The following is a 26693-nucleotide window of genomic DNA, read 5'->3' on the forward strand; positions in this document are numbered from 1 at the left end:
CGCCGCATGGGCCCCGGCTCTGCAGCGCATCGCTGAAGAAGCGCTGCGCTGCGTCCGGGGCACGAGACCACCCTACATCCCGGGCCAGTCTTCCGCCGTGAGGGTCGCAGCATCGGCGCCGACGATATCGGACAGCGAATCCCGTCCCGTTCGCAACAGCGTCGAGGTCAGGTCGCGCTTGATCTCGTCGACGAGGCCGAGACCCTTGTAGACCAGCGACGAATAGAGCTGGATCAGGCTGGCGCCGGCGCGGATCTTCGTCAGCGCGGCGCCGCCCGAGTCCACGCCGCCGACGCCGATCAGCGGGAACGCACCCTCGACGCGCACATAGGTTTCGGCAACCATGCGCGTCGACAGACGGAATAGCGGCCGGCCGGACAGGCCGCCTTGCTCCTTCGCCCGCATCTGATCACGCAATGTGCTCGGCCGCGCGATCGTGGTGTTCGACACGATCATGCCGTCGACCCGGCGCGCGCGCGCGACCTGCACGATGTCGTCGAGCTGGGCGAGGCTCAAATCCGGCGCGATCTTGAGCAGCACCGGCGTGTCGCCGGCCTTCTGACGCACCCGCTCGCGGGCGTCGATCACGTGTGCGAGGAGATCGTCGAGCAGCGCGCCTTCCTGCAAATTGCGCAGGCCCGGCGTGTTCGGCGAGGAGACGTTGACGGTGAAATAGCTCGCCACCGGCGCAAAGGTCTCGATCAGCTTGACGTAGTCGGCGACGCGGTCCGGCGAATCCTTGTTGGCGCCGACATTGACGCCGACGATGCCGCCGTGCTGCGCGCGGGCGGCGAGCCGGCGCAGAGCTGCCTCCGCGCCGTCATTGTTGAAACCCATGCGGTTGATGATCGCCTCGTCGCGCTCGAGCCGGAACAGCCGCGGCCGCGGATTGCCTTCTTGCGGCTTCGGCGTCACCGAGCCGATCTCGACGAAGCCGAAGCCGAGCCGCAGCAGCGCGTCCGGGACCTCGGCGCTCTTGTCGAAGCCCGCGGCCATGCCGATCGGATTGGGAAAGTTCAGCCCGAAGGCGCGCACCGCGAGCTTGGGGTCATCGGCGCGCGGCTTGACCGGTGGCAGGAAGCGCAGGCCCTGGATCGCGAGGCGATGCGCGTCTTCGGGATCGAGCCAGCGCAGCACCGGCAGCGAAAAGGCGTCGAACGCGCGGATCACGGGGCGAGCTCCGGAACATCGTGACCTCCGTCGGAGCGCATGTTGAGGTTCATCACCGCGATCACTGCGCCGAGATCGAGCTCGCCATAGAGATGCGGGAAGAGCTCGTCATTGCGCGAGCGTTCCCAGCGCAATTCGCTACCCAGCGTATCGCCGTCGACCTCGACCAGGAACAGCGCACGCTGCCCGAAATAGTGCTTGCGCAGGGTTTCGGGAACCTGGGCGGCGGTCGAGAAATGGATGAACCCGTCGCGCGCGTCGTCCGCGCTGCCGCGGTAGACACCCTGCCGTTCCGCCTCGCGCCAGGCCGAGGCCGGACAGATTTTGTAGATCTTGACCACCGCTTACGCAGCCTTGTTTGTTCTTTGAGTCTTTTGGGTTTTTTCGTCTCTCGCGGGTCTTCAAAACCCGGGCGCGACCGTAAAGGCCGTCCCTTCCGAACTCAAGACCTAGAGCCTTTTCCGGTCCGATGAAATCGGAACGGGGCTCCAGATTGCTGTTTTGACGTGTTTTCTTGACGCGAACCGATGCCCCGCCTCGCTTGAAAACGCTTTCCTCGTCGCCTCTTGCGCAAAAAACGGAAAACCGGTTGATTTGAGGACAGTTTTCCTGAGTTGCGACGGGCTGGACCTTCCATGGTCAAACAGGCCAAAGCGCAGAGGATGCTGACTCACGACCAGATCTGGGCCGCGCTGGATCGGCTGGCGGCGCGCGCCGGATTGTCGCCGTCCGGCCTTGCCAAGCGTGCCGGGCTCGACCCCACCACTTTCAACAGGTCCAAGCGCGTTACCGCCGACGGCCGCGAGCGCTGGCCCTCGACCGAATCGATCGCAAAGGCGCTGGCCGCGGCCGACGCCTCGATCGACAGCTTTGCGAAGTTGATTGACGACGACGGCGTGCGCGACGGCCGTTCGGTGCCGCTGCTCGGCTTCGCGCAGGCGGGGACGAGCGGCGCTTTCGACGAGGCCGGCCTTCCATCCGGCAGGGGCTGGACCGAGATCGCGCTTCCCACCACCGAGGACCGCCACACGTTTGCGCTGGAGATTTCCGGCGATGCGCTTGCGCCTGTGTATCGCGACGGCGACATCGTCCTCGTCTCACCCGGCGCGCCGATCCGCAAAGGCGATCGCGTCGTGGTGAGGAGCAAGGCGGGCGAGATGACGGTCGCGACGCTGAAGCGCCGCACCGCAAGGGCGCTGGAGCTCGAGCCGCTCGATGGGACACAGGCCGAATGCGCCATGGCCGCGGGCGATGTGGCGTGGATTGCGCGGATCCTGTGGGCAAGCCAGTGATTGTCGTGACCAGGCGCCCGACATCAGCCGGGCCGCGTTTTGTCCGCCGCGACCTTGCGACTCACCGCCCCTCTCGCATAGGTTGCGCACCTGTTGCCGACCAAATTCATCGCAGGGGGAATATGATGAATCGCCGTCACGCATTGAAGGCCTTGGCAGGTCTCGCGCTTTGTCCGTTGTGCAAGCCGGGCTTCGCAGCCGAGGGCACGCATTGGAGCTATGAGGGCGCCGGCGGCCCAGCCAAATGGGGCGATCTCGACGCGGCCAACAAGGCCTGCACGGTCGGCCTGCAACAATCGCCGATCGACATCGAGGCGACGATCAAGTCGCAATTGCCGGTCCTGAAGCTGAACTGGGGCAAGAGCGCCGACACCATCGTCAACAACGGGCACACGATCCAGCTCAACTTTGCCGAAGGCAGCACGCTTCTTCTCGGTAACGTCAAGTACAAGCTGCTTCAGGTGCACTTTCACCGGCCGAGCGAGCACATGATCGGCGGCAAGAATTTTCCGATGGAGGCGCATTTCGTCCATCGCAACGAGGCCGGCGGGCTCGCCGTGGTCGGTGTGCTGATGACCGAGGGCAGGCCGAACGCGGCCTTCGGCAAGATCGTCAAGACCATGCCGGCGGCGGAAGGACCCGCGGTGAAGGCGGATGCGACCATCGATCCCCACGCCATGCTGCCACCGAAGCTCAGCTATTTCCGCTATCCCGGCTCGCTGACGACGCCGCCCTGCTCGGAGACCGTCGAATGGCTGCTGCTGACCGACCCGATCCAGGTCGCCAGTGCCGACGTCGCCGCGTTCGCAAAGCTCTATCCGATGAACGCGCGCCCGGTGCAGAAGGACAACCGGCGCTACGTGCTGCGGTCGATTTGAGTCACTCTGCGACGTCGCTGTCTGGCTCGATGTCATTCCCCGCGAAGGCGGGGAATCCAGTACGCCGCGACCTCTCTACTCTATAACGACTGCTCTGGAATACTGGATCGCCCGCCCCAGTGCGCAATTGCGCACAAGGCGGGCGATGACAGTGAGAATGATCTACGCACTCCGCGCCAGCGCGCCGTCGATCATGTTCACCGCGTTCTGCACGCCATACACCGCGACGAAGGAGCCGAAGCGCGGGCCCTTCTCCTGGCCGAGCAGGACCTGGTAGAGCATGTTGAACCAGTCCAGCGTCACGCCGGGGCGGCCGTCCTTGCCCTTCTTGACCTGGTCGAGGAACGGCTCGCGGCGGCCGATCTCGTAGACGACGTTCTGGATGTCTTCCGCCGATGCCTCCTGCGGAAGCTGCGACAGCGCATCGCGCAGATCCTGGAGCGCGGCGCGCTCGCTGTCCGTCGGCACGCGGAACTGCTTCGTCGGCGCGACGAAGTCGCGATAGTAGTTGATGGCATAGCCGACCATCGCGTCCAGCTTGGGATGCGTCTGCGGGCTCACGCCGGGACGATAGCGGCCAATGAAACCCCACAGCGTCTCGGCGTTCTCCGCGTTCGACGATGACACCAGCGTGAGCAGCAGCTGGAAGGTGACGGGCATGTCGCCCGTCGGCGGCTTGCCGTTGTGGATGTGCCAGACCGGATTGCCAAGCTGCTGCTTGCCGTCCTGCTTCGGAAAGCCGTCGATGAATTGCTGGTAGTCGTCGACGTTGCGCGGGATGACGTCGAAATACAGCCGCTTGGCCGCCTTCGGCTCGCGGTACATGAACAGCGACAGCGATTCCGGCGAGGCGTAGCGCAGCCATTCGTCGATGGTGAGGCCGTTGCCCTTCGACTTCGAGATCTTCTGACCCTTCTCGTCGAGGAAGAGCTCGTAGTTGAAGCCTTCCGGCGGCGTGGCGCCGAGCGCCTTCGCGATCGCGCCGGAGAGCTTCACGGAATCGATCAGGTCCTTGCCGGCCATCTCGTAGTCGACGCCGAGCGCGACCCAGCGCATCGCCCAATCGGCCTTCCACTGACACTTGACGTTGCCGCCGGTGACTGATGTCTCGACTTCCTGGTTGGTATCGGGATCGACATAGGTCACCGTGCCCGCAGCGACATCGCGGCGGATCATCGGCACCTGCAGCACGACACCCGTGGTCTTGCTGATGGGGAGGAACGGCGAATAGGTGGCGCGGCGATCGGGGCCGAGCGTCGGCAGGATGATTTCCATCACCTTGTCGTAGGCGGCGAGCATCTTCAGCAGCGTCGCATCGAAGCGGCCGGACGTGTAGTAGTCGGTCGAGCTCGCGAACTCGTAGTCGAAGCCGAAATGATCGAGGAAGGCGCGCAGCCGCGCATTGTTGTGGTGGCCGAACGACGGGTGCTCGTTGGAGAACGGATCCGGCACCCGCGTCAGCGGCTTGCCGAGATGTGCAGCCAGCATCTCCTTGTTGGGGACGTTGTCCGGCACTTTCCGAAAACCGTCCATGTCGTCGGAGAAGGCGAGCAGGCGCGTCTTGATCTTGTCCTCGGTCAGCACGCGGAAGGCATGGCGCACCATCGAGGTGCGCGCGACCTCGCCGAACGTGCCGATATGCGGCAGGCCTGACGGCCCGTAGCCGGTCTCGAACAGCACCTCGTCCTTCGGGCTTTTCTTCAGCCGCGCGACAATGGCCTTCGCCTGCTCGAACGGCCAGGCGTTGGATTGTTCGGCGAGCGCACGCAGGTCGCTCGGGTTCGCGGCAAGATCGATAACGGACATCAGGGGCCTCCGGGCCGCGGAAAATAGCGATTTCCGGGCAGAATGCAAAAGAACGGTTGTTGTCATTCCGGGTCGATGCGCTAGCATCGAACCCGGAATCTCGAGATTCCAGGTCTGGTCCTTCGGTCCATCCCGGAATGACAATTCAACAATCTCGAGATTCCGGGTTCGCGCTTCGCGCGCCCCGGAATGACGATCGACGCTAGAACGGGCTCACCGAGAAATAGCGCAGCCACAGATCGGTATAGCGGCCTTTTTCCCAGACGCGGAACATGGCCCAGTTCAGGGCCTGGCGCAGCACGTCGTTGCCCTTGCGCACGGCGATGCCGATGCCTTCACCGAAGAAGCGGCTCTCGACGAAGGGACCGCCGGAGAAGGCGCAGCAATCGCCGGAATCGGTGCCGTTGATCCAGAACGCCAGCGAGATGGCGTCGCCGAAGATGAAATCGACCTCGCCCCTGCGTAACGCTGCGCGCATCGCATCGTCACTGGGATAGGCATGCAGCTCGGCGTCGGTGAACATCGCCTTGAGATACGCCTCATGCGCGGAGCCGGCGATGACGCCGACCTTCTTGCCCTCGAGATATTCGGGGCGGATTTCCGGCATCACCGCATCCTTGCGCGAGACGAAGCGCGCCGGCACCCGGTAATAGGGATCGGTGAAATCGACGCGGGCGCGAAGCTGCGCGCTCACCGCCATCGAGGCGATGATGGCATCGCCCCGGTTGGAGGTGAGCGCGTCGACCAGCGTCTCGAAGCGGCGCATCTGCACCGTGCAGGTCACCTTGATCTCCTCGCAAAGCGCGCGGGCGAGGTCGACGTTGAAGCCTGCCGGATTGCCGTCGGCGCCGGTGAAGTTGAACGGCGGATAGTCGGTCTCGGTCAGAAAGCGGATCACGGTCAGGCGCGACAGGTCCGGCCGCTCCGGCCGCCGGCGCGGGTCCCAGAACCCGGGCACGGCCTGCGGAGCGGCCTGAGGTACAGTTTGCGGCGTCGCCTGGGGCGCCGCGGGTGGCCGCTTGGCGGGGGCCTGCGCGTTTGCGCCGGACAGGCCCGCGAGCAGGCAGACGGCAACAGCCAGCCCAAGCAGCAAGCCCCGGGCAGATTTAGACGATTTCGCCTGTTGCGATGGAGCCATTGGCCGGAAATGAACGAATTTCGTTGAGATCGGAGGGCCTTATAGACCATCCCGGCGGGAACGCGAGTGCGGAATGTGGGGTGGTAAAGGCCTCTAAGCCGTCATGCCCGGGCTTGTCCCGGGCATCCACGAACGTTCTCACCTCGCCCAAGAACGTGGATGGCCGGGACATAGGCGAGCGGAAGCGACGCCGTCCTTAGGACGGCTATGCCCGGCCATGACGATGTGGAAGCACTGCCTAAGCCAGGCCCTCAGAGATACCGCTTCAGCTCGGCCGCGGCCTCTTCCGGCGTCCGCTTCAAATTGAACGGCGAGACGAACCTCCCGTCGCGGTCCATCAGGTAGACCAGCGCGGTATGGTCCATGGTGTAGTCGCCGTCCTTGGTCGGGACCTTCTTGGCATAGACCCGGTAGGAGGTGACGACCTTGGCGGTCTCGGCGGGATCGCCGGACAGGCCTTCGAGATGCGGATCGAAGCTCGACAGATAGTCTTTCATCGCCGCCGGTGTGTCGCGCTCGGGATCGACCGAGATGAAGACGGCATTGATCTTGTCGGCATCCTTGCCCATTGCGCGCAGCACTTCCGAGATCTCGAACAGAGAGGTTGGGCAGACGTCGGGGCAATGGGTGTAGCCGAAGAAGATCAGGGTCGGCTTGCCCTTGAGGCTCTTGTCCGTGACGGCTTTGCCGTTCTGGTCGGTCAGCTGAAACGGGCCGCCGATCGCGGCCGGCTGCGCCACCTTGTTGACCCCGCCCATGGCCCAGAACATGATCAGGAGCCCGACAATGAGGCTTGCGGCAAAGGCGGTCGCGATCACCAGCGGACGGGCGGCGGGGCTCATGGGCGGAAACTTCCTGTCGCAGGTCAGAAGCAGGCGGCAAAGCCGGTCCTGATCATTTCGAAGAACACCTGGCTGCCATAGTGGAACCAGAGCGCCAGCGCGCCGATCACGACGAGACCGCCAATTGCCGCGCCAGCCCACAGCAGCACGGATGACATCCGGCCGGCAGTGGGCGAATTGTCCGATAGCCGATGCGCCGGATGCAGTGGTTGAGCCATGACAACGATCGGGACGAAGGTCCCGGTTCCCTGGCTTTCAGATAGGCCTTGCGCCGCCTGCGGGCAAGACGCCGCCGGAGGCGCAAAAGACGCCGTCAGGCTGAGAATATCAGTGGAGAAGCTGGCCCCGAGCGGATTCGAGCTGCTCCGCTTGTGGGAGTGATCGGCGCGACGGCCTTGTGGTCGAGGCCTGCGCGTCCAGGTAGCAGGGCTTGTACATGGCCTCGAGCTGCTTGCCCCTCAGGAAGAGCATGCGTGGGGTAAGCCCGCCCCGCTGGCCGATCCAGCGCCTCACCTGCGAGGGATACATCGCATAGAGCATCTGGGTCGCTTCGGGATTGGTAATGGCGCGGCCGTTGGAACCGAAGTCCCAGGCGGCGTGGAAGCCGAGCGTCGCATGCGAGGTGACGCAGATCCGATCGTGCGGGATGGCGCCGAGGACGATGGTGCAGGCCGAGGCGCAGAGGCCGTCGATGATGACGGTTTCGCCTGATTGCCTGAGGTCCTGGTATTTGTCGACGTAGGTTCCAATCCGGCCGCCGCGGTCATCCGCGATACGAACCACCGCGTGAGAAGCCCCCATGCCCGCGATCAAGAGAACCGCCGCAAGCAACCCCGTCAGAAACTTCATTGTCCCCCGCCCCAGTCGAATTCGAATCTGCGTGTCAGGTGGTGATGCACGACTAGCGTCTGTCGTAACCAAGGTTTTGTCTAGGCAGGCCGGCTGGCGCAAAACAAATTCAAGTCCAGTGTTGCGTCCGCGCTGCACCTGGCCTGTCTTTTGGCCGGTCTCTATCCCAAGGTGGAACAAGTTAATGGGGTCTTACCCGCCACGCCCTTGATCTCAGTTACAACCGCTGGCTTCAATCCGGGCAATTACCGGGGGAACTCATGGAGGGGGAACGCATGGCTGAAGAGACGGACGTCATCGTGGTCGGCGCGGGACTGTCGGGCCTCGTTGCTGCCACCGAGATCGCCGACGCGGGCAAGCGCGTGATCGTCGTGGACCAGGAAGGCGAGCAGTCGCTCGGCGGCCAGGCGTTCTGGTCGTTCGGCGGATTGTTCCTGGTCGATTCGCCGGAGCAGCGCCGGCTCGGCATCAAGGATTCCTACGAGCTCGCGATGCAGGACTGGCTCGGCACCGCCGGCTTCGACCGCGACGAGGATTTCTGGCCGCGCCAATGGGCCGAGGCCTATGTGGCGTTCGCGGCCGGCGAGAAGCGCGGCTGGCTGCGCGCGATGGGCCACCGCATCTTCCCGGTGGTCGGCTGGGCCGAGCGCGGCGGCTATGACGCGATGGGCCACGGCAATTCGGTACCGCGCTTTCACGTCACCTGGGGAACCGGGCCGGGCATCGTCGAGCCGTTCGAGCGCCGCGCGCGCGAGGCGATGAAGACTGGCCGATTGATCTTCAAATTCCGCCATCGCGTCGATGCGCTCTCCGTCACCAATGGCACCGTGGACGGCGTCAGCGGCACGATCCTCGCCCCTGACACCATCGAGCGCGGCAAGAGCTCCTCGCGCGACGTGGTCGGCGAGTTTGCGTTGAAGGCGCAGGCCGTGATCGTCGCCTCGGGCGGCATCGGCGGCAACCACGAGCTGGTGCGGCAGAACTGGCCGCAGCGGCTCGGCGATCCCCCGAAATTCATGATCTCCGGCGTGCCCGAGCATGTCGACGGCCGCATGATCGGCATCACCGAGAAGACCGGCGCGCGGCTGATCAACCGCGACCGCATGTGGCATTATGTCGAAGGCATTCAGAACTGGTCGCCGATCTGGCCGCGCCACGGCATCCGCATCCTGCCCGGCCCCTCCTCGATGTGGTTCGACGCAACAGGCACGCGATTGCCGGCGCCGCTGTTCCCCGGCTCCGACACGCTCGGCCAGCTCAAATACATCATGTCGACCGGCTATGATTATTCCTGGTTCATCCTGACCCAGAGCATCATCAAGAAGGAGTTTGCGCTGTCGGGTTCGGAGCAGAACCCCGATCTGACCGGCAAGAGCTGGCGCATGACCTTGCGCCGCGCGACCAACAAAGGCGCGCCTGCGCCGGTGGAGGCGTTCAAAAGCCATGGTGTCGACTTCATCGTCCGCGACAAGCTCGATGAGCTCGTGGCGGCCATGAACAAGCTCGCCGGCAGCGATCTCCTCAAGCTCGAGCACATCAAGATGCAGATCGAGGCGCGCGACCGCGAGATCGCCAATCCTTACGTCAAGGATGCGCAGGTCATGAACATCCACAATGCGCGCCGCTACATCGGCGACAGACTGATCCGCACCGCCTCTCCGCACCGCATCCTGGATCCCGCGCATGGGCCGCTGATCGCGGTGAAGCTCAACATCCTCACCCGCAAGACGCTGGGCGGCTTCGAGACCGATCTCGAGTCCCGCGTATTCGGGGAAGAGGGCAGCGTCATTCCCGGTCTCTACGCCGTCGGCGAAGCCGCCGGCTTCGGTGGCGGCGGTGTGCACGGCTATCGCTCGCTGGAGGGGACTTTCCTGGGCGGCTGCCTGTTCTCGGGCCGCAATGCGGGACGGGCCGCCGCCAAGGCGGTGGGGTGAACGACGGGGCTGGCCGGTGCACGGCGGCGCACCGGCCTCAGCCGCGGCGAAGCATCTCCTGCAACAGGCGTTCGGTCAGCAAGAGCTGATCGAGTCGCAGAGACAACAGCTCGTTCAGCTCGGTCATGTGGACTCGAAGTCGGTCGGCCTCCCCCGGTCTGTCATCGAGATTTCGGACAAGGTCGCCGAGCGCCCCGAGACATTGCTGCATCGTCAAGATGCCTTGCCGCAGCGATTTGCAGTCCCTCCAGATGTTGGCGACCAGGCTGGTTTGGCCGAGCGGCAACGAGATGACGTTATCGAGCGTGTCCGTCAACGCTTCTTGCGTGATTCGATCGACCATCGCGTTCCCTCCGGGTCAGGCGGCGCGCACCGTGGTCAGGAACTGCTCGACCTCTGAGTGCAATCGCGCGCTGTCCTTCGAAAGCATTTGCGCCGAGGCAAGCACCTGGGTTGAAGCCGAACCAGTCTCCGCTGCCCCCTGCTTCACATCGCTGATGTTGGCTGCGACCTGGTCGGTGCCTTGCGCCGCCTGCTGAATGTTGCGGGCAATCTCCTGCGTTGCCGCTCCCTGCTCCTCGACTGCCGATGCGATCGCCGAGGAAATCTCCGAGATCCTGCCGATTGTTCCGCTGATCTCCTTGATCACAACCACCGATTCCTGGGTGGCGGCTTGAATGTCGGCAATCTGATGACCGATCTCTCCAGTCGCCTTCGCCGTCTGTTCGGCCAGCGCCTTGACCTCGGACGCAACCACGGCAAAGCCGCGCCCCGCTTCGCCGGCTCGCGCCGCTTCGATCGTGGCGTTCAGAGCCAGCAGATTGGTCTGCCCCGCGATCGTGTTGATGAGCTCGACGACGTCGCCGATGCGGGTGGCCGCCTGCGACAGCTTGTTGACCTGATCATTGGTCCTGTGCGCCTGCTCCACCGCTGCGCCGGCAATTCTGGCAGCGTCCTGCACCTGGCGGCTGATTTCGGTCACCGACGAACTCATCTCCTCGGTGGCGGAGGCAACCGATTGGACATTGGTCGACGCTTCCTCGGAGGCGGCAGAGACGACGCTGGAGAGCTCCTGGGTATTCTCCGCGGTCTTGCTCAGCGTCCGGGCCGCCGCTTCAAGCTCGGTCGACGAGGACGACAACGTCTTCACGATGTCGCCGACCGCGTCCTCGAATTGACCCGCCAGCCTGTGCATGTCGGCCTTGCGTTGAGCGGCCGCGCGAGCCTCCATTTGCGACTGCTCGGCGCGCAGACGATCAGCCTCAATCATGTTGTCTTTGAACACCTGAACCGCATTGGCCATCTCGCCGACCTCGTCGGTGCGGCCCACGCAGGGAACGTTCATAGAGGTGTCGCCGCCGGCGAGCTTGCCCATGGCAAAGGTCATTCCCCGGATCGGGGCGGCTATCGAGCGGGACGTGAACAATGCGATTGTCCCGCCAAGGCCAACTCCCGCGGCCAACAGACTCCACAGGACCAGCTTCAGCAGCGAGATACTATCCTGCACGCCCCGCGTCTCCTCGGCAAGCATCCGTTTTTGATTGGACTTGATGCCTCCCGAGCGGGTGCCGTCGATACCCTTGGGCCCGTCGAGCAGGTCGAGAATCCTTGCAGCGCGCGGCGCCGCTTCGGTCACCAGCAGATGAACCGGTGCATTCCAGTCCGGAGACTCGCGAAGCGCGAAGATCCTTTCAGGGAGGGGCGCCAACTCGCCTTTCGCCCTTGCGATCTTATCGAAGGACGCCTGTTGCGAGGCAGTAAGCAGGTCCTTTCGCGCATTGACTCCGGTATAGCCTTTCTCAAACGCCTCCCACGGCCTCACGAATTTTTCGTTGTCGGTCTTTTCGCCCGAGAGCAGATACATCCGGAGCTGGGCCATGGCCGCGGCAAAATTGCCACGCGTGTCCGCCATCGCCTTGAGCAATTTCTTCCGTTCTGGCGCGGCTTCCTGTGCCTCCTCCTGATCGATCATCTTCGTGATCTCGGAGAAAATCACCTCTGCGCGCGGGCCGGCCTCGCTGATCAAGAGCTTGGTCGCGGGAAAGGCGTCGGGAGTGAAAGCGATCGCTTCGGCCTTGTCCTGCGCCGCGCGAAACTCGGCGAGCAACAGCTTGGCTTGCTCCCACTTCTGCTTGTTCTCTGGATTGGTGAACTGCGCCGCCTGCTCGTCGAACGCGGCCATTGTCCTATCCATCTCCTTCCACATCGAAATGCGATCGAGCTTGCCTTGCGGATTCCCGCTGAGCAAATAGCCGCGCAGGGTCGCGAGCGTGGAATAGAGATTGCCGACCAGCTCGGTGCTCGCCAGCGCAACTGGCGTGCGCAGGTTCGTCATGCGATTGACCGTCGTTGAAATGCGCCCGACCTCGAACATGGTGTAGCCGACGGAAAGCGCGATGATGGCGCAGACGGCAGCAAATCCTGCGATCAACCGGCCACCGATACGAAATCTGAAATAAGAGGACATTTGCAAATACTCCGCAGCTATGGCCGCTATGGCCTAAGACGTTGCATGAAAATTCGCGTGGACGATGCCCCAGATCGATACGATCGCCTGACATGACCAGATCGCGGTACCCCACCACTCCAGTCGCGGCAGCATTGGCGCGCCCGGCTGGCAACGAGCCCGAATAGATCGAAGCGCGCACCGCTCGATCAATCCGGCCGACGATGCGGGCCCCGTTACCCCGCGACTACCGTCAGTTTTACGTCTTCCCGGCTCTGACTTTGACGTGTGCGAACAAGGTGACCAAAATTGCTTATTTCGACATTAAGAAAAATTTGCTCGCGACGTCCTCTCAAACGCGCAAAAATTGAGCGCTGTCTGTAGGCTGGAATCAAAGTGCAACGCCTGTCACGATTTTCTTGTCGCTCAATCGACAAAGCGCTGCGCCAACATCAAGACTGGTGAGGAGCGGACTCGATCTCGGCTCGATCTCCGCAAAGATCGATGGCGGCTGCGATTGGCCAGTTGACGATTATCGTGGCCTCACGCCGGGTTTCCCGGCTCCAAAGATGAACTCGATGCCCGCCGATGAGAGCGTGGCGCAAAGATTGGTCAATGTCTCGTCGGGCAGGCGCAGGAAACCGTTCTGCTCCTCAAGCCGGCGAATCACGGCAGCAGAAATCCCGGTTCGCGCGGCGAGCTGTTTCACCGACCAGTTCAGCATCCCGCGAGCCGCGCGCAATTGCGCACCCGTCAGCCTCGACGTCGCCACGTGTTGGGTCGAGCGTCGCTCCTCGTGCACGTCCGTGGAGATTCCCAACCACTCCCGAATACCGCCACCCGCATCCGCGACCGGCACAGCTCTGCAATGGTACCAGCGGTAGGAGCCGTCGGACTGGCGCAGCCGATGCTCGACGTCGTAGGGCTGTCCCGTTTCAGCGGCAGTCGCCCAGCTCCGCAAGGCCGTTTCGCGCTCCTCTTCGGGAAGCAGATCGAGCCAGCCTTTGCCGAAGAATCGGTGCGCGTCCGGCTTGTTCTCGGCGTTCAAGAGCGCGGTAATCCGACCGTCCTGACTGCCGACCCAAAGCAATCCGCCTGCGACCTGCGTCAGCGCCGCGTAGCGACCCGCATCTGTCTTGAGAGGCTGCGATCTGCGTTGCTCAGTGATGTCGATGGCGGCGCCGAGCACGCATTCCGGCTCGCCGGCGGAGTTCAAGAACGTCTCGGTCTGGACACGGAGCCAGCGCAGTGCGTGGTTCGGCCGAATGATGCGAAACTCGCCTTCGAGCAAAGATCGATCGAAGGCCAATTCGCGTGGATCGCACTGCGGGCGGCGATCCTCCGGATGAATTCGTCTCTCGATTTCCGCATAGCTGGGGGCGACGGCGTTGGGATCGAGGCCCAGCAGGTCGTAGAAGCCACGCGACCACTGCATCCGACCTTCTGCATCGCAGCGCCAGATACCAGTCCCAAATTTTTCTTCAAAAAAACGAAGTATCTCCGAAGGGTCGAGGTAGTTTTCCAGGTGGCGCAATTCAGCCCCCGTCGTGAAAATTAATCTCAACTCCCAATTGCAGCCTATCTCACTTCCGCTCGTTGACGAAGCTCAATTCGCGATGACTGCAAAATATTTGTGCAATCGGGCGTTATGTACATGCGGTTGAAGGTCGCGCCGAGATCTTGAACTTGGTCACCTGCGTCGAAGCGGCTAAATGCCATCGATGGTATCGATCATGGTCTGGATGATACGACCCGCCTTGCACGTTGCCCTGCTCTGGTTGGCGGTGATCTGCTGCTTCTCTTCTGCAAGGGCCGATACGATCGACGTCAACGGGGTGAAGCGCTCCTACACCGCGCAACTGCCGGCCAAGCGGCCCGCGCCGCTCGTGATCGTACTGCATGGCAAGACCCAGCGCGGCGCCGACATGATCACGCGGACGGCCTGGCCGCAGGTGGCAAAGCGCGAGGACCTGGCCGTGGTCTTTCCGGACGGGCTCAACAATGCATGGGCGGACGCGCGAACCAAGGCGGGGCCTGCCCTGCGTGGTCCCCCGGCGGGTACCGATGACATCGCCTTCATCGCAAAGCTCGTCGAGAAGCTGGTGGCCGACGGCACGGCCGATGCGAAGCGCGTCTTCGTCGCGGGTGTCTCCAATGGCGGCGCCATGGCGATGACCATGGCCTGCGCGCGCGCCGATTTGTTCGTGGCAGCTGCGAGTCTGATCATGAACCTCACCGATGAAGCCGCCGTCACCTGTCATCCGTCGCGGCCGCTGCCGATGCTGCTCATGAACGGGACCGCCGACCCGCTGGTCCCCTATGAGGGCGGGCGCGGATCGAGCTATTTCGCCGCAGACGGATTCTGGTCGACGGACGAGACGCTGGCGTTCTGGCGCAGGCTCAACGGCTGTGAGACCGATGACGCCGGGGTGACCGATATGCCCGACAGGGCGTCCGCAGACCAGTCCACAGTGACACGGATCGGCTCGCGCTGTCCGACTGGGCACGACGTCGTGCTCTATCGCATCAACCACGGCGGCCACCGCATGCCCGGCTTCGCTCCGGATGCCCGCTTCCCGAAGGTTGCCAGGAGCCTGCTTGGATCGCAAAACGGCGACATCGACGGCGCCGAAACGATCTGGACGTTCTTCAGTCAGTTTCCGTGAACGACGCATGCGTGCCAGGCAATGCATGCGTGGCAGGGGTGGCACACCGCAAACCGCTGGGCTAGACAGGGCCGCCATTCCACCAGGAGATCCCAGATGAGCATTCAGCGTTTTGAAACCGGCCCGCGCATGAGCCAGGTCGTCGTGCACGGCAACACCGTCTATCTCGCCGGCGTCGTCGCCAACAAGGCGGCCGGCGAAAGCGTGACGAAGCAGACCCAGGACATCCTGGCGACCATCGACGGCCACCTCGCCAAGGCCGGCACCGACAAGTCGAAGCTGCTGTCGGCCACGATCTACATCACCGATATGAAGACCTTCGGCGAGATGAATGCGGTGTGGGACGCCTGGGTGTCGCCTGGCAACACCCCGGCGCGCGCCACCGTCGAAGCCAAGCTGGCGGCCCCGCAATACACCGTCGAGATCATGGTGACGGCGGCGAAGTGATTTCGCGAGAACTTCACGCGCGTTGATGACCTCCGAGGTAATCGATCAACGCGCGTGAACCTTCGATAGTCAGGTCAGCCGGACAACACGGCGCCATCGAAGGAGAGCATCATGACCGATCCCGTCACAATCGCCCGCCGCTACATCGAGCTCTGGAACGAGCGCACAGCCGAGCGCCGCCGCGAGCTGCTCAGCGAAAGCTGGACGACGGATGCGAGCTATGTCGATCCCGTGATGAAGGGCGACGGCCGGGACGGCATCGAGGCGCTGATCGCCGGCGTGCAGCAGCGCTTTCCCGATTTCACATTCAAGCTGATCGGCGAGCCCAACGGCTACGGCGATCACATCCGCTTTTCGTGGGGACTTGGTCCTGACGGCGCCGACAGCCCGATCAAGGGTACCGATTTCGCCGTGCTGAAGGACGGCCGGATCAGAAGCGTGACCGGGTTTCTGGACCAAGTGCCGGCTGGAGTGTGAGACCTCTTGCCCTTCTCGCCGCAGGCGGGGAGGGCCACCCCTCGACGAATCCACTCCTGCGGCTTACCTGTCATGCCGTGCCGCCCCGTATCCTCCAAACATCGGCCGAGCCGGCCGCGCTGCTGCCGGATCGCTTCCAGGCCTGGTTCGCAGCCCGCGGCTGGTCGCCGCGCGCGCATCAATTGGCGCTGCTGGAGAAGGCGCGCGAGGACGCTAGCGCGCTGCTGATCGCGCCGACCGGCGCCGGCAAGACGCTGGCGGGATTTCTGCCGACCCTGGTGGAGCTTTCGACCGACGCGGCCGACCGGAAGGCGGGCGGGAGGCAAAGCCTCGTCTGCACCGGCCGCAGCGTGCAACGCAGCGGCGGTCTCCACACCCTCTACATCTCGCCGCTCAAGGCACTCGCCGTCGACATCGCGCGCAATCTGGAACGGCCGATCGCCGAGATGGCGCTGCCGATCAAGGTCGAGACCCGCACCGGCGACACGCCGGTGTCGCGGCGGCAGCGGCAGCGGCGCTATCCGCCGGACGTGTTGCTGACGACGCCCGAGCAGCTTGCGCTGCTGCTGTCCTCCGACGACGCACCGTTCCTGTTTTCCTCCCTGAAGCGCATCGTGCTCGACGAGCTGCATGCGTTGGTGACGTCCAAGCGCGGCGATCTGCTCTCGCTCGGGCTGGCGCGGCTCTGGCGCCTCGCGCCGCAGATGCGCGCGATCGGCCTGTCGGCGACCGTGGCCGAGCCGGATCAGCTCGCGCGCTTCCTGGTGCCGCAGCCCGACGGCAGGGAAGCCGCTGCCGACATCGTCATTGCCGGCGGTGCCGCGCCGCCGGTGGTCGAGATGCTCGATACGCGCGAGCGGCTGCCCTGGGCCGGCCACAGCGCACGCCACGCGCTCCCCGAGATCTACGAGCTGATCAAGGCCAACAAGACCACGCTGGTCTTCGTCAATACCCGCAGCCAGGCCGAGATGCTGTTCCAGAATCTCTGGAGCATGAATGACGATGGCTTGGCAATAGCACTGCATCACGGTTCGCTCGACGTCGCCCAGCGCCGCAAGGTCGAGGACGCGATGTCGGCGGGTCGCCTGCGCGGCGTGGTCTGCACCTCCTCGCTCGACCTCGGCGTCGACTGGGGCGACGTCGATCTCGTGGTCAATATCGGCGCGCCCAAGGGCTCCTCGCGCCTGATGCAGCGTATCGGCCGCGCCAATCACCGTCTCGAAGAAGCCTCCCGCGCCGTGCTGGTGCCGGCCAACCGCTTCGAGGTGCTGGAATGCCGCGTCGCCATCGATGCCATTGCCGAGAACGCGCAGGACACGCCGCCGTTGCGCCTAGGTGCGCTCGACGTGCTGTCCCAGCACGTGCTCGGCTGCGCCTGCGGCGAGCCCTTCTTCTCGGACGAGCTCTATGGCGAAGTCCGCACCGCCGCGCCCTATGCAAACCTGTCGCGGCAGGATTTCGACGACGTTGTCGATTTCGTCGCCTCCGGCGGCTATGCGTTGAAGACCTATGAGCGCTTCGCCCGCATCAAGCAGGACAAGGAAGGCCGCTGGCGCGTCGCCAATCCCAAGGTGCGGCAGAGCTACCGGCTGAATGTCGGCACCATCGTCGAGGACGACATGCTGAAGGTACGGCTGGTGCGCGGTCGCTCCACCGGCAGCGGATCGACCGGCGCGATCGCGCGCGGCGGCCGCGTGCTCGGTGAGATCGAGGAATACTTCATCGAGGGCCTGACCGCCGGCGACACGTTTGTGTTCGGTGGCGAGGTCGTGCGCTACGAGGCGCTGGCCGAGGATCAGGTCTACGTCTCCCGTGCCAACGACAAGGACCCCAAGGTGCCGTCCTACATGGGCGGCAAGTTTCCGCTCTCGACGTATCTTGCCGAGCGCGTCCGCCGGCTGCTCGATGACGGGCGCGCCTGGGGCGGCTTGCCGGAGCAGGTGCGCGACTGGCTGTCGCTGCAAAAGGACGTCTCGCGCGTGCCCGGTGTCCGCGAGCTGCTGGTCGAGACCTTTCCGCGCGGCAACAAGCAATACCTGATCTGCTATCCCTTCGAGGGCCGGCTCGCGCACCAGACGCTCGGCATGCTGCTGACGCGGCGGCTGGAGCGGATGCGCGCCCGGCCGCTCGGCTTCGTCGCCAATGAATATGCGGTGGCGATCTGGGGCCTCGGCGATGCCTCCTTCATGATCCGCGACGGCCGGCTTGATCTCAACGAGCTGTTCGCCCCTGACATGCTCGGCGATGATCTCGAAGCCTGGCTCGCCGAATCCGCGCTGATGAAGCGCACCTTCCGCAATTGCGCGCTGATCTCCGGCCTGATCGAGCGCCGCTTCACCGACGAGGATAAGAGCCGCCGTCAGGTGCTGTTCTCGACTGACCTCGTCTATGACGTCCTGCGCAAGCACCAAGCCGATCACGTCCTGCTGCGCGCCGCGCGTGCCGATGCCGCCACCGGCCTGCTCGACCTGCGCCGTCTCAGCGACATGCTGATGCGCATCCAGGGCCGCATCACCCACCGGGAACTCGACCACGTCTCTCCGCTCGCGGTGCCCGTGATGCTGGAAATCGGCCGCGAGTCAGTTTATGGCGAAGCCGCAGACGAGCTGTTGGCGGAAGCCGCCGACGAGCTCGTTAAAGAGGCGATGGGATAAGAGCAGGTTTTGACGTGACGGCAGGCGCGCTGGTTTCAGGGGATGTCGAGCACATGCGCGTTTCAAGAGTCACCATCAGCGATGTGACCTTCGCCGCCGATCTCTCCGGCGCCCTGTTCTGGGAAGAGCAGCGCCTGCTCGTCGTCTCCGACCTGCATCTGGAGAAGGGGTCGAGCTTCGCGACGCGCGGCGTGCTGCTGCCGCCTTACGATACCATCGCGACGCTCGACCGGCTCGCTGCTGTCATCTCCCGCCACAATCCGCGCATCGTCATCGCGCTCGGCGACAGTTTTCACGACCGCACTGCGCATGAGCGCCTGTCGGCCGAGGACCGCGATGCGGTGGCCGCACTCCAGACCGGCCGCGACTGGATCTGGATCTCGGGCAATCACGATCCCATGCTGCCGCGCGATCTCGGCGGCACCATTGCCGACGAAGTCGCGATCGGCCCGATCACCTTCCGCCACGAGCCGACCGGCGCACCCGGCGAGGTCGCCGGCCATCTCCATCCCAAGGCGCGCGTCTCCGCGCGCGGTCGCTCGATGGAGCGCCGCTGCTTCGTCAGTGACGGGATGCGTGCCGTGATGCCCGCCTTCGGCGCCTATGCCGGCGGCCTCAGCATCCGCGACGCTGCCTTCGCCAGGATCTTTCCGAAGAACGGCTTTGTCGCCCATCTCCTCGGCGACCGCCGCGTCCACGCCATTGCGGCCTCGCGCTGCTATTGAGGCGTCGGTCGCGCCTTGGAACAAATTAAGAACAATTTAGCAAGTCTTTGATATATCATTGTGATTCGGTGCGTCGCCGACACAATATCTAGCGTCTGTCCGACTATGCGAGGACTACATGTCCACCATTGCCTTCGACCAGTTTGCCCTCACCCGGATCGCCGATTTCGCGCGCTCGCTGTCGCGGCTGCATCAGGCGGCCCGGCGCTATGCCGTCGATGACGACCAGTTCGATCGCGAGTTCAACGCGGTGTGCCAGTCGATCTGGGGCTACACCATCGATGACATCAGCGACGATCTGTTCTCGACTGAGGACCATCTGTTTCTCGACACCCTGGATGAGGCGCATGCGCGCATCTTCGCGGCCGAGCAGGGTTACGACCTCGTCGACGAAGCGGGCATGCTGACCGATTGGTGGGGCTTTTGCTGGATGATCCTGGCCGAGAAGCGCGGCCTCCTGACGCCGGAAAACCGCGCCGCTGCGCGCGCGGCGATCGAGGAGAAATATCTGGCAGCCCCGAACGTGATCGGGGTGATCATCGGCAGGTGAGCTCTCGTGCCCCGGACGCAGCGCAGCGCTTCTTCAGCGGTGCGCTGCAGAGCAGGGGCCCAGAAGAGCTGGGTCCCGGCTCGGCGTCGCGGCACTCCGTGCCGCGCCGCGTCCGGGACACGAAACTGAGCTAATCCAATCCCGCCCGCTTCGCCGGCTTCGCCGTCGTCTTCGGCACCGTCACATCCGGCAGCGCCTCACGCACGATCTCGGTCGAAGCCGGGGCATCTGCCGACACCGTCTCGGCCCGCACCGGCGCCACCTTCATCTCGCCAAGGCGGGCGCGGACCTGGGCGGTGAGGCCGGGATAGGAGGCGACCGGGGTGAATTCCGCAGCCTGGTCGTTGCCGACGCGGATGCCGGTATAGGCGACGAGGCCGTCGGTGGTGGCGATCACGTCACCGGCCTTCAGCGAGGAATCCAGCGCAAGATCGACCGGGGCGAGGCCGACCGGCTCACGGCCGTTGCAGGTGCAGTCGGCGCGCAGTGCCTTGCGATAGGCGAACGCGTTCTCGCTGTCGGCGTAGCGCTCACCGGTCTGCGAATAGGCGCCGTCGATCGACGAGCCGAAATAGATCTTGGTCGGGCTGGCGGGACAGAACGCCTGACACATCTGTGCGGGCGAGGCGAGGCCGCGCATCAGCGGAAAGTATTTCCCGTCGCAACTGCGCACGCAGAAGGCCGGGCCCGAACCGCCGGCCGCCGCCGAGCGGGTCGGCGGCACATATTGCGGGTTTGCCGCATTCTGCTGGCCGGTGAAGGGATCGGCGTAGGGGCTCGCCTGCTGCGGTACCTCGCGCTGCGGCCGCTGCTGCTGCATGCCGCCGAAGAGGAAATCGAACAAGCCTTCGGCCGAAACCGGCGCCGGGGTCGCCAGCAGCGGCGCTGTCAGGATGGCGGCCACAATCATCGCGCGACGCCGCCGGCGCGCATGGGACATGACTGTACGCAATGCTTACTCCACCCGACGCAACTGAACCGGCTGGGACCGAGAGGCCTCAGCACACGATTCACCATAAAGCGGGATGGTAAATGAGCAGTTGCGCGGAGGCGGTTTCAAGACGAGGCGGTGGCCTCTTTGAGGCCGGGCGCAGCTTTGGACGGATGGTTGCTTCCGGGGCACACTGAGGCATGACAGCGGAGGATGTTCCGCCGCCTCAAGCCTTCAAGAATTCCGACGCCTTGTACAGCGAGCGGAACGGCAGGCCGGCCGCACCGAACGTGTCGGTGGCGCCTTCCTCGCGATCGACCATGGTCAGCACCAGCACGACATCGGCGCCGGTCTCGCGCACCGATTCCACCGCCTTCATCGCCGAGCCGCCCGTGGTGGTGACGTCCTCGACGATCACGACACGCTTGCCCGCCAGCGTCTCGCCCTTGGGCAGGCCTTCGATCGCGAGCTTGGCGCCATGCTCCTTCGGCTTCTTGCGCACGAAGAAGGCCGCGATCGGATGGCCCTTGATCCAGGAGATCTGCGCCAGAGCGCCGGCGAGCGGCACCGCGCCCATCTCGAGCCCGCCAATGAAATCGAGCTGGTCGTCCTTGAGCGCTTCGTAAGTCAGCTCGGCGAGCAGCGTCGCTCCCTCGGGGTCGAGCATGGTCGGCTTGAGGTTGAAGTAGAAATCGCTCTTGCGGCCCGACGCGAGCGTCACCTCGCCGCGGCCGAATGAGCGCCGGCGGATGATTTCGAACAGTCGGGCGCGGGAGGCGGATTTCGACACGGCGGTCCCTCGAACAGCGTCTTTGGTGGAGGCGGAATTTATCCGGCACAGCCGCGACATTCCAGAGGGGTTGTTTCCCGTCAACAGGGATCGGCCATCCCGGTCCGCCGGTTGTGAGGGCGCAACCTTCTGGAGTAGTTGAGGGGGCAAGCCTCTTGGGAAGGAAATGGGAATGACGATCGAGCTCTACACCTGGAACACGCCGAACGGACGCAAGATCTCGGTCGCGCTGGAGGAGATGGGGCTGCCCTACAAGGTGATTCCGGTGAACATCACCAAGGGCGAGCAGATGGCGCCCGAGTTCCTCAAGCTCTCTCCCAACAACAAGATTCCCGCGATCGTCGATCCCGAAGGGCCCGAGGGCAAGCCCGTCAGCATCTTCGAATCCGGCGCCATCCTGCTCTATCTCGGCGAAAAGACCGGCAAATTCCTGCCGAAGTCGCTTGGCCAGCGGATCCCCGTCTACGAATGGCTGATGTGGCAGATGGGCGGGTTCGGCCCGATGCCGGGCCAGGTGCACCATTTCATCGCTTTGGAGAACGAGCAGGACCGCGCCTACGGCTTGAAGCGCTTCATGGCGGAGACGCGCCGGCTTTACGGCGTGCTGGATCGCCGCCTGGAGGGGCGCGACTTCGTCGCCGGCGAGCTTTCGATTGCCGATTTTGCCATCCTGGGCTGGGCCTGGCGCCACCCTCGCCACAAGGTTGATCTGGCCGACTTCCCCAACGTCAAGCGCTGGTACGAGGCCCTGATGGCGCGGCCGGCGGTGAAGCGGGGCATGGAGGCGAAGCTGGATTAGCCGGCCAGCGCCCCGGACGCGACGCAGCGCGTAGCGATGCGGCGCAGAGCCGGGGCCCATGCCCCTGCGATCTCGTTCTTAGCCTTCTGTTGGGTCCCGGCTCTGCGCAGCAGCGCAAGAGCGCTGCAGCGCGTCCGGGACACGGAGGGGGTGGTTCGCGGCGTCCGCTAAACCTTCTTCGCTTCGACTGCCATCCGCACCGCGAGGCCGGCCAGCACCGTGCCCATCAGCCAGCGCTGCACCAGCATCCAGCTCGGCCGGTTCGCCAGGAACAGCGCGATCGATCCGGCCGCGAGCGCGATCATCGCATTGACGCTGACGCTGATGGCGATCTGGATCGCCCCCAGCACCACCGACTGCGCCAGCACGCTGCCGGCGGCGGGATCGATGAACTGCGGCAGCAGCGCCAGATACAGCATCGCGATCTTCGGATTGAGCAAATTGGTGACGAAGCCCATCGCGAACAATTTGCGCGGGCTGTCGATCGCGAGCTTTCTCACCTGGAACGGCGAACGCCCGCCCGGCTTCACCGCCTGCCAGGCGAGCCACAGCAAGTATCCAGCGCCGGCAAAGCGCAGCGCGTCATAGGCGAAGGGAATGGCGAGCAGCAGCGCCGTGATGCCGAACGCCGCGCACAGCATGTAGAACACGAAGCCGAGCGCGACGCCGCCGAGCGAGACGATGCCGGCCGCGGCGCCTTGCGTGATCGAGCGCGAGATCAGATAGATCATGTTCGGCCCCGGCGTGAGCACGAGGCCGAGGCAGACGAGGGCGAAGCCGAGCAGGGCGGAGGTGTGGGGCATGGTGAACCAGGGCGGGAGATGCGCCGGTTCTAATATGCGCGGGATCGCGTCGCCATCGCGCAATTGCTCGGAGGACAATTCAACTCTCGTCTTGAGCCGCTGGGCTCCCTCGCCCCGTTCTTACGGGGAGAGGTGAAGAGGCAGCCTTAGTGCGCCTCGTCCCAGTTGGTCGCGGCGCGCGCGTCCACATGTAGCGGCACTGACAGCAGCACGGCCGGGAACGGCGCGTCCTGCATCACGTGCTGCACGACGGGGAGCGTCGCCTCGACTTCGTCGTCCGGCACCTCGAAGATCAATTCGTCATGCACCTGCAGCAGCATCTGCGCCGACAGCTTCTTCGCGACCAGCGCATCCTCCACGCGCGTCATGGCGCGGCGGATGATGTCGGCCGCGGTGCCCTGGAGCCGGGCGTTGATCGCGGCGCGCTCGTTGAAGGCGCGCACCGAGGCGTTGGAGGCCTTGATGTCGGGGTAGTGGCACTTGCGGCCGAACAGCGTGGTGACGTAGCCGTGGTTCCGGCAGAAGTCGCGCGTCTCGTCCATATAGGCGCGGATGCCGGGGAAGCGCTCGAAATATTTCTTGATGTAGGCGGAGGCCTCCTCGCGCGCGATGCCGAGCTGGTTGGCGAGGCCGAACGCCGAGATGCCGTAGATGATGCCGAAATTGATCGCCTTGGCGCGGCGGCGGATCTCGCTCGGCATGCCCTTGATCGGCACGCCGAACATTTCCGACGCGGTCATGGCGTGAATGTCGAGCCCGTCGCGGAAGGCCTGCTTCAGCACGGGGATGTCGGCGATCTCGGCGAGCAATCGCAGCTCGATCTGTGAATAGTCGGCGGAGACCAGCTTGTGCCCGGGTGTCGCGACGAAGGCGCGGCGGATCTTGCGGCCATCCTCGGTGCGCACCGGAATGTTCTGAAGGTTCGGCTCGTTCGATGACAGCCGGCCCGTGGTGGTCGCGGCCAGCGCATAGGTGGTGTGCACGCGGTGGGTCTGCGGATTGACATAGGTCGGCAGCGCGTCGGTGTAGGTCGATTTCAGCTTGGAGACCTGGCGCCACTCCAAAATCTTCTTCGGGAAGTCGTGGCCCTGCTCGGCGAGCTCGTCCAGAACCTGGGCGGTGGTCGACCACGCGCCGGTCTTGGTCTTGGTGCCGCCTGATAGTCCCATCTTGCCGAACAGGATGTCGCCGATCTGCTTGGGGCTGCCGACATTGACCGGCTCGCCCGCGATCTCCTGGATCTCTGCCTCGACCCGCGCTGCGGTCTGGGCGAAGTCGCCGGAGAGGCGCGATAGCACCTGGCGGTCGATCGAGATGCCGCGCCGCTCCATGCGTGCGAGCACCGAGACCAGCGGCCGCTCCAGGGTCTCGTAGACAGCGCTCATGTGCTCGGCGATCAGACGCGGCTTCAGCACGCGCCAGACGCGCAAGGCGATGTCGACGCCCTCCGCCGATAGTGGCGCGGCCTTGTCGATCGGCACCTGGTCGAAGGTGATCTTGCCCTTGCCGCTGCCGAGCAGCTCGCTTTCCTTCAGCATGGCATGGCCGAACCAGCGCTCGGACAGCGATTCCAGCGCATGCGAGCCGCGGCCGGCATCGAGCACGTAGGAGATTAGAAGCGCATCGTCGATGTTGCGCAGGGTGATGCCGTGCTGCGCCAGCATCACGGCGGTGAACTTGACGTCGAAGCCGATCTTGAGGATGCCTGACGATTCCAGCACCGGCCGCAGCGCTTGCAGCGCGTCGTCATGCTTGACCTGGTCCGGCGCGAGGCCGGCATCGAACAGGCCGGCGCCGCCGCCGGACTGCTTGTGCGCCAGCGGCACGTAGCAGGCCTCGTTCGGCGCCAGCGCCAGCGCGATGCCGCAAAGATCGGCCTGCATCGGATCGATCGAGTTGGCTCTCATCTCGATCGCGACGTGGCCGGCATCGTGGATGCGCGCGATGAAGGCGTTGAGCTCGTTGAGCGTCTTGATGGTCTGGTATTTGCCGCGGTCGACCGGAAGCTTGCGCAGCGCCTCTTCGCGTGCGGCGGCGAGCGAGATCGGCGCACCCTTCGGGCTCGCAGCCTTGTCCTCCTTGCCCGCCGACTTGTTGCGCGCGGTCCGCGCCGGTGTGCCGGCCCCTGGTGCGGGCACGACGTCCGAGGGCGGCAGCGGCGAGAATACGCTCGCGCCCTTCGCGTAGCCGGGATCGGCATCGACGTTGGCAGGATCGATCTGCGCATATTCGGCGACGCGCCGCGTCAGCGTCGTGAATTCCATTGCCTTCAGGAAGGCAATCAGCTTGCGCGCGTCGGGCTCGTGGACCGCGAGGTCGTCCAGCGGCACCTCGAGGTCGACCTTGTCGTCGAGCAGCACGAGCTGCCGCGAGATCCGCGCCTTCTCGGCGTTCTCGAGCAGCGCCTCTCGCCGCTTGGGCTGCTTGATCTCGCCGGCGCGGAACAGCAACTGGTCGAGATCGCCATATTCGGTGATCAATTGCGCCGCGGTCTTGACGCCGATGCCGGGCACGCCGGGCACGTTGTCGGTGGAATCGCCGGCGAGCGCCTGCACCTCGACCACCTTGTTCGGCGGCACGCCGAACTTCTCGATCACCTCTGATATGCCGATGCGGCGATCCTTCATGGTGTCGTACATGGTGACGCAGTCGGTGACGAGCTGCATCAAATCCTTGTCGGAGGACACGATGGTGGCGATCGCGCCGCGCTCGCAGGCCTGTCGCACGTAGGTCGCGATGAGATCGTCGGCCTCGAAGCCGGTCTGTTCCAGGCAGGGCAGGTCGAAGGCGCGCACCGCCTCGCGGATCAGTGCGAATTGCGGGATCAGATCATCCGGGGCCGGCGGCCGGTGCGCCTTGTACTCGGGATAGATCTTGTTGCGGAAGGTGATCTCCGACTTGTCGAAGATGATCGCCAGATGCGTCGGCCGGTTGTCCTCGGGCATGTCGCGCAGCAGCTTCCACAGCATGTTGCAGAAGCCGAGCACGGCATTGACCTGAAGCCCGTCGGACTTGCGGTTCAGCGGCGGCAGCGCGTGATAGGCGCGGAAGATGTAGGAGGAACCGTCGACCAGGAACACATGATCGCCCTTCCCAGCCGCCTTCGCCGCAACCGGTTTGGCAGCAGATTTGGCAGCAGCGGGCTTGGTCTCGGCAGCTTTCGGCGCGGCCTTGGTGTCAGCTTTGGCGGTGGTCTTCGATGAGGTTTTGGGCATGGCCGCAATGTATGGATTTTTGCGGGCTTTGACAGCCTTGGGAGAGGGATTTTTGGCTTGCTGGCGCCGCTATCCCCACTGTCATTCCCCGGCTTGACCGGGGAATCCAGTACGCCGCGGCCCATCGGTCGACAACGACTGTCTCTGGAATACTGGGCGACTTCAACCGGTCGTCGCAACACCTTGTGTATCGCTCACCCGCAGCAATTCGTCGAGAGTTTCTGCCGGTGTTTTCCAGCCCAGGGTCTTCCGAGGCCTGGTGTTGAGTGCAAGAGCGACGG

Annotated in this window: 25 protein-coding genes; 11 read left to right on the top strand and 14 right to left on the bottom strand. The window is 64.6% G+C overall.

From position 1 onward, the window contains the following. Nucleotides 1-72: 72 nt before the first annotated feature. Entirely contained in the window at nt 73-1170 is a 1098-nt protein-coding gene (locus tag CVM73_RS26040; RefSeq protein ID WP_100234687.1) for a quinone-dependent dihydroorotate dehydrogenase, read from the bottom strand. Beyond that, nucleotides 1167-1511, bottom strand: a complete 345-nt coding sequence (locus CVM73_RS26045; protein ID WP_100234688.1) for a DUF952 domain-containing protein — start codon at nt 1509-1511, stop codon at nt 1167-1169. The genes CVM73_RS26040 and CVM73_RS26045 overlap by 4 nt, the downstream gene beginning before the upstream one ends. A 294-nt stretch (nt 1512-1805) precedes the next feature. On the opposite strand from CVM73_RS26045, the gene CVM73_RS26050 reads away from it, so the two are divergent. Together CVM73_RS26050 and CVM73_RS26055 are read left to right on the top strand one after the other, a co-directional pair. Further along, a complete protein-coding gene (locus CVM73_RS26050; protein ID WP_100234689.1) occupies nt 1806-2462 on the top strand; it encodes a S24 family peptidase in 657 nt (218 codons plus the stop codon). A 125-nt stretch (nt 2463-2587) separates the two neighbouring features. Next, nucleotides 2588-3340: a carbonic anhydrase gene (locus CVM73_RS26055; protein WP_100234713.1), complete on the top strand. Its 753-nt coding sequence runs from the start codon at nt 2588-2590 to the stop codon at nt 3338-3340. Nucleotides 3341-3502: 162 nt separating this feature from the next. Here CVM73_RS26055 and CVM73_RS26060 read toward each other — a convergent pair whose 3' ends face one another. The 5 genes from CVM73_RS26060 to CVM73_RS26080 form a co-directional block, all read right to left on the bottom strand. After that, nucleotides 3503-5146, bottom strand: a complete 1644-nt coding sequence (locus tag CVM73_RS26060) for a lysine--tRNA ligase (protein ID WP_100234690.1) — start codon at nt 5144-5146, stop codon at nt 3503-3505. A gap of 202 nt (nt 5147-5348) precedes the next feature. After that, on the bottom strand, nt 5349-6284 hold the full coding sequence (locus CVM73_RS26065; protein ID WP_100234691.1) for an ABC transporter substrate-binding protein: 936 nt from the start codon (nt 6282-6284) through the stop codon (nt 5349-5351). Between the two features lie 251 nt (nt 6285-6535). After that, on the bottom strand, nt 6536-7126 hold the full coding sequence (locus CVM73_RS26070) for an SCO family protein (protein ID WP_100234692.1): 591 nt from the start codon (nt 7124-7126) through the stop codon (nt 6536-6538). A gap of 23 nt (nt 7127-7149) precedes the next feature. After that, entirely contained in the window at nt 7150-7344 is a 195-nt protein-coding gene (locus CVM73_RS26075) for a hypothetical protein (protein WP_100234693.1), read from the bottom strand. Nucleotides 7345-7453: 109 nt separating this feature from the next. Continuing rightward, nucleotides 7454-7975 (bottom strand): Clp protease/crotonase-like domain-containing protein, encoded by a 522-nt coding sequence (locus CVM73_RS26080; RefSeq protein WP_167407062.1) that lies wholly within the window; start codon nt 7973-7975, stop codon nt 7454-7456. A gap of 275 nt (nt 7976-8250) precedes the next feature. Here CVM73_RS26080 and CVM73_RS26085 point away from each other — a divergent pair, with 275 nt between their 5' ends. Next, a complete protein-coding gene (locus CVM73_RS26085) occupies nt 8251-9909 on the top strand; it encodes an FAD-binding dehydrogenase (protein ID WP_100234694.1) in 1659 nt (552 codons plus the stop codon). 37 nt (nt 9910-9946) lie between these two features. On the opposite strand, the gene CVM73_RS26090 is transcribed toward CVM73_RS26085, so the two are convergent. Then, nucleotides 9947-10252: a hypothetical protein gene (locus tag CVM73_RS26090; protein WP_100234695.1), complete on the bottom strand. Its 306-nt coding sequence runs from the start codon at nt 10250-10252 to the stop codon at nt 9947-9949. A 15-nt stretch (nt 10253-10267) separates the two neighbouring features. Beyond that, entirely contained in the window at nt 10268-11935 is a 1668-nt protein-coding gene (locus tag CVM73_RS26095) for a methyl-accepting chemotaxis protein (protein ID WP_245452428.1), read from the bottom strand. Nucleotides 11936-12025: 90 nt separating this feature from the next. Between CVM73_RS26095 and CVM73_RS41175 the strand changes: the two genes are divergently transcribed. Next, on the top strand, nt 12026-12262 hold the full coding sequence (locus CVM73_RS41175) for a hypothetical protein (protein ID WP_245452429.1): 237 nt from the start codon (nt 12026-12028) through the stop codon (nt 12260-12262). Between the two features lie 625 nt (nt 12263-12887). Here the strand turns inward: CVM73_RS41175 and CVM73_RS26100 are convergent. Next, entirely contained in the window at nt 12888-13889 is a 1002-nt protein-coding gene (locus CVM73_RS26100) for a PAS domain-containing protein (RefSeq protein ID WP_100234715.1), read from the bottom strand. Nucleotides 13890-14097: 208 nt separating this feature from the next. Between CVM73_RS26100 and CVM73_RS26105 the strand changes: the two genes are divergently transcribed. The 6 genes from CVM73_RS26105 (at nt 14098) to CVM73_RS26130 (ending at nt 19874) form a co-directional block, all read left to right on the top strand. Beyond that, on the top strand, nt 14098-15021 hold the full coding sequence (locus CVM73_RS26105) for a CE1 family esterase (protein ID WP_100234716.1): 924 nt from the start codon (nt 14098-14100) through the stop codon (nt 15019-15021). Between the two features lie 96 nt (nt 15022-15117). Beyond that, nucleotides 15118-15468: a RidA family protein gene (locus CVM73_RS26110; RefSeq protein ID WP_027575148.1), complete on the top strand. Its 351-nt coding sequence runs from the start codon at nt 15118-15120 to the stop codon at nt 15466-15468. A 111-nt stretch (nt 15469-15579) separates the two neighbouring features. After that, the gene (locus CVM73_RS26115) at nt 15580-15945 is read left to right on the top strand and encodes a nuclear transport factor 2 family protein (protein WP_100234697.1); all 366 of its coding nucleotides are present in this window, start codon (nt 15580-15582) and stop codon (nt 15943-15945) included. Between the two features lie 77 nt (nt 15946-16022). Then, entirely contained in the window at nt 16023-18599 is a 2577-nt protein-coding gene (locus tag CVM73_RS26120; RefSeq protein WP_100234698.1) for a ligase-associated DNA damage response DEXH box helicase, read from the top strand. A gap of 53 nt (nt 18600-18652) precedes the next feature. Next, nucleotides 18653-19324 (top strand): ligase-associated DNA damage response endonuclease PdeM, encoded by a 672-nt coding sequence (gene pdeM / locus CVM73_RS26125; RefSeq protein WP_167407063.1) that lies wholly within the window; start codon nt 18653-18655, stop codon nt 19322-19324. Nucleotides 19325-19442: 118 nt separating this feature from the next. Further along, the gene (locus CVM73_RS26130; RefSeq protein ID WP_100234700.1) at nt 19443-19874 is read left to right on the top strand and encodes a hypothetical protein; all 432 of its coding nucleotides are present in this window, start codon (nt 19443-19445) and stop codon (nt 19872-19874) included. A 130-nt stretch (nt 19875-20004) separates the two neighbouring features. Here the strand turns inward: CVM73_RS26130 and CVM73_RS26135 are convergent, their stop codons facing one another. Next, complete coding sequence (locus CVM73_RS26135; protein ID WP_167407064.1) at nt 20005-20784, bottom strand: DUF2865 domain-containing protein; 780 nt, start codon at nt 20782-20784, stop codon at nt 20005-20007. Between the two features lie 247 nt (nt 20785-21031). After that, nucleotides 21032-21595 (bottom strand): orotate phosphoribosyltransferase, encoded by a 564-nt coding sequence (gene pyrE / locus CVM73_RS26140; protein ID WP_100234702.1) that lies wholly within the window; start codon nt 21593-21595, stop codon nt 21032-21034. A 172-nt stretch (nt 21596-21767) separates the two neighbouring features. Here pyrE and CVM73_RS26145 point away from each other — a divergent pair, with 172 nt between their 5' ends. After that, a complete protein-coding gene (locus CVM73_RS26145; RefSeq protein WP_100234703.1) occupies nt 21768-22394 on the top strand; it encodes a glutathione S-transferase family protein in 627 nt (208 codons plus the stop codon). Nucleotides 22395-22561: 167 nt separating this feature from the next. On the opposite strand, the gene CVM73_RS26150 is transcribed toward CVM73_RS26145, so the two are convergent. Together CVM73_RS26150 and polA are read right to left on the bottom strand one after the other, a co-directional pair. Further along, the gene (locus CVM73_RS26150; protein WP_100234717.1) at nt 22562-23197 is read right to left on the bottom strand and encodes a LysE family translocator; all 636 of its coding nucleotides are present in this window, start codon (nt 23195-23197) and stop codon (nt 22562-22564) included. A 146-nt stretch (nt 23198-23343) separates the two neighbouring features. Further along, nucleotides 23344-26412 (bottom strand): DNA polymerase I, encoded by a 3069-nt coding sequence (gene polA / locus CVM73_RS26155; protein WP_100234704.1) that lies wholly within the window; start codon nt 26410-26412, stop codon nt 23344-23346. Nucleotides 26413-26693: the final 281 nt, after the last annotated feature.

It is taken from the genome of Bradyrhizobium forestalis, assembly GCF_002795245.1.
Lineage (GTDB): Bacteria > Pseudomonadota > Alphaproteobacteria > Rhizobiales > Xanthobacteraceae > Bradyrhizobium > Bradyrhizobium forestalis.

What these genes read in the sequence shown, in the direction of transcription:
- CVM73_RS26060 (WP_100234690.1), bottom strand. Translation starts at nt 5,146, where the DNA reads ATGTCCGTTATCGATCTTGCCGCGAACCCGAGCGACCTGCGTGCGCTC.
- CVM73_RS26150 (WP_100234717.1), bottom strand. Translation starts at nt 23,197, where the DNA reads ATGCCCCACACCTCCGCCCTGCTCGGCTTCGCCCTCGTCTGCCTCGGC.
- CVM73_RS26105 (WP_100234716.1), top strand. Translation starts at nt 14,098, where the DNA reads ATGATACGACCCGCCTTGCACGTTGCCCTGCTCTGGTTGGCGGTGATC.
- CVM73_RS26145 (WP_100234703.1), top strand. Translation starts at nt 21,768, where the DNA reads ATGACGATCGAGCTCTACACCTGGAACACGCCGAACGGACGCAAGATC.
- CVM73_RS26085 (WP_100234694.1), top strand. Translation starts at nt 8,251, where the DNA reads ATGGCTGAAGAGACGGACGTCATCGTGGTCGGCGCGGGACTGTCGGGC.
- CVM73_RS26055 (WP_100234713.1), top strand. Translation starts at nt 2,588, where the DNA reads ATGAATCGCCGTCACGCATTGAAGGCCTTGGCAGGTCTCGCGCTTTGT.
- CVM73_RS26130 (WP_100234700.1), top strand. Translation starts at nt 19,443, where the DNA reads ATGTCCACCATTGCCTTCGACCAGTTTGCCCTCACCCGGATCGCCGAT.
- CVM73_RS26075 (WP_100234693.1), bottom strand. Translation starts at nt 7,344, where the DNA reads ATGGCTCAACCACTGCATCCGGCGCATCGGCTATCGGACAATTCGCCC.
- CVM73_RS26135 (WP_167407064.1), bottom strand. Translation starts at nt 20,784, where the DNA reads ATGATTGTGGCCGCCATCCTGACAGCGCCGCTGCTGGCGACCCCGGCG.
- CVM73_RS26070 (WP_100234692.1), bottom strand. Translation starts at nt 7,126, where the DNA reads ATGAGCCCCGCCGCCCGTCCGCTGGTGATCGCGACCGCCTTTGCCGCA.
- CVM73_RS26115 (WP_100234697.1), top strand. Translation starts at nt 15,580, where the DNA reads ATGACCGATCCCGTCACAATCGCCCGCCGCTACATCGAGCTCTGGAAC.
- polA (WP_100234704.1), bottom strand. Translation starts at nt 26,412, where the DNA reads ATGCCCAAAACCTCATCGAAGACCACCGCCAAAGCTGACACCAAGGCC.
- CVM73_RS26050 (WP_100234689.1), top strand. Translation starts at nt 1,806, where the DNA reads ATGGTCAAACAGGCCAAAGCGCAGAGGATGCTGACTCACGACCAGATC.
- CVM73_RS26090 (WP_100234695.1), bottom strand. Translation starts at nt 10,252, where the DNA reads ATGGTCGATCGAATCACGCAAGAAGCGTTGACGGACACGCTCGATAAC.
- CVM73_RS26110 (WP_027575148.1), top strand. Translation starts at nt 15,118, where the DNA reads ATGAGCATTCAGCGTTTTGAAACCGGCCCGCGCATGAGCCAGGTCGTC.
- pdeM (WP_167407063.1), top strand. Translation starts at nt 18,653, where the DNA reads ATGCGCGTTTCAAGAGTCACCATCAGCGATGTGACCTTCGCCGCCGAT.
- CVM73_RS26080 (WP_167407062.1), bottom strand. Translation starts at nt 7,975, where the DNA reads ATGAAGTTTCTGACGGGGTTGCTTGCGGCGGTTCTCTTGATCGCGGGC.
- CVM73_RS26065 (WP_100234691.1), bottom strand. Translation starts at nt 6,284, where the DNA reads ATGGCTCCATCGCAACAGGCGAAATCGTCTAAATCTGCCCGGGGCTTG.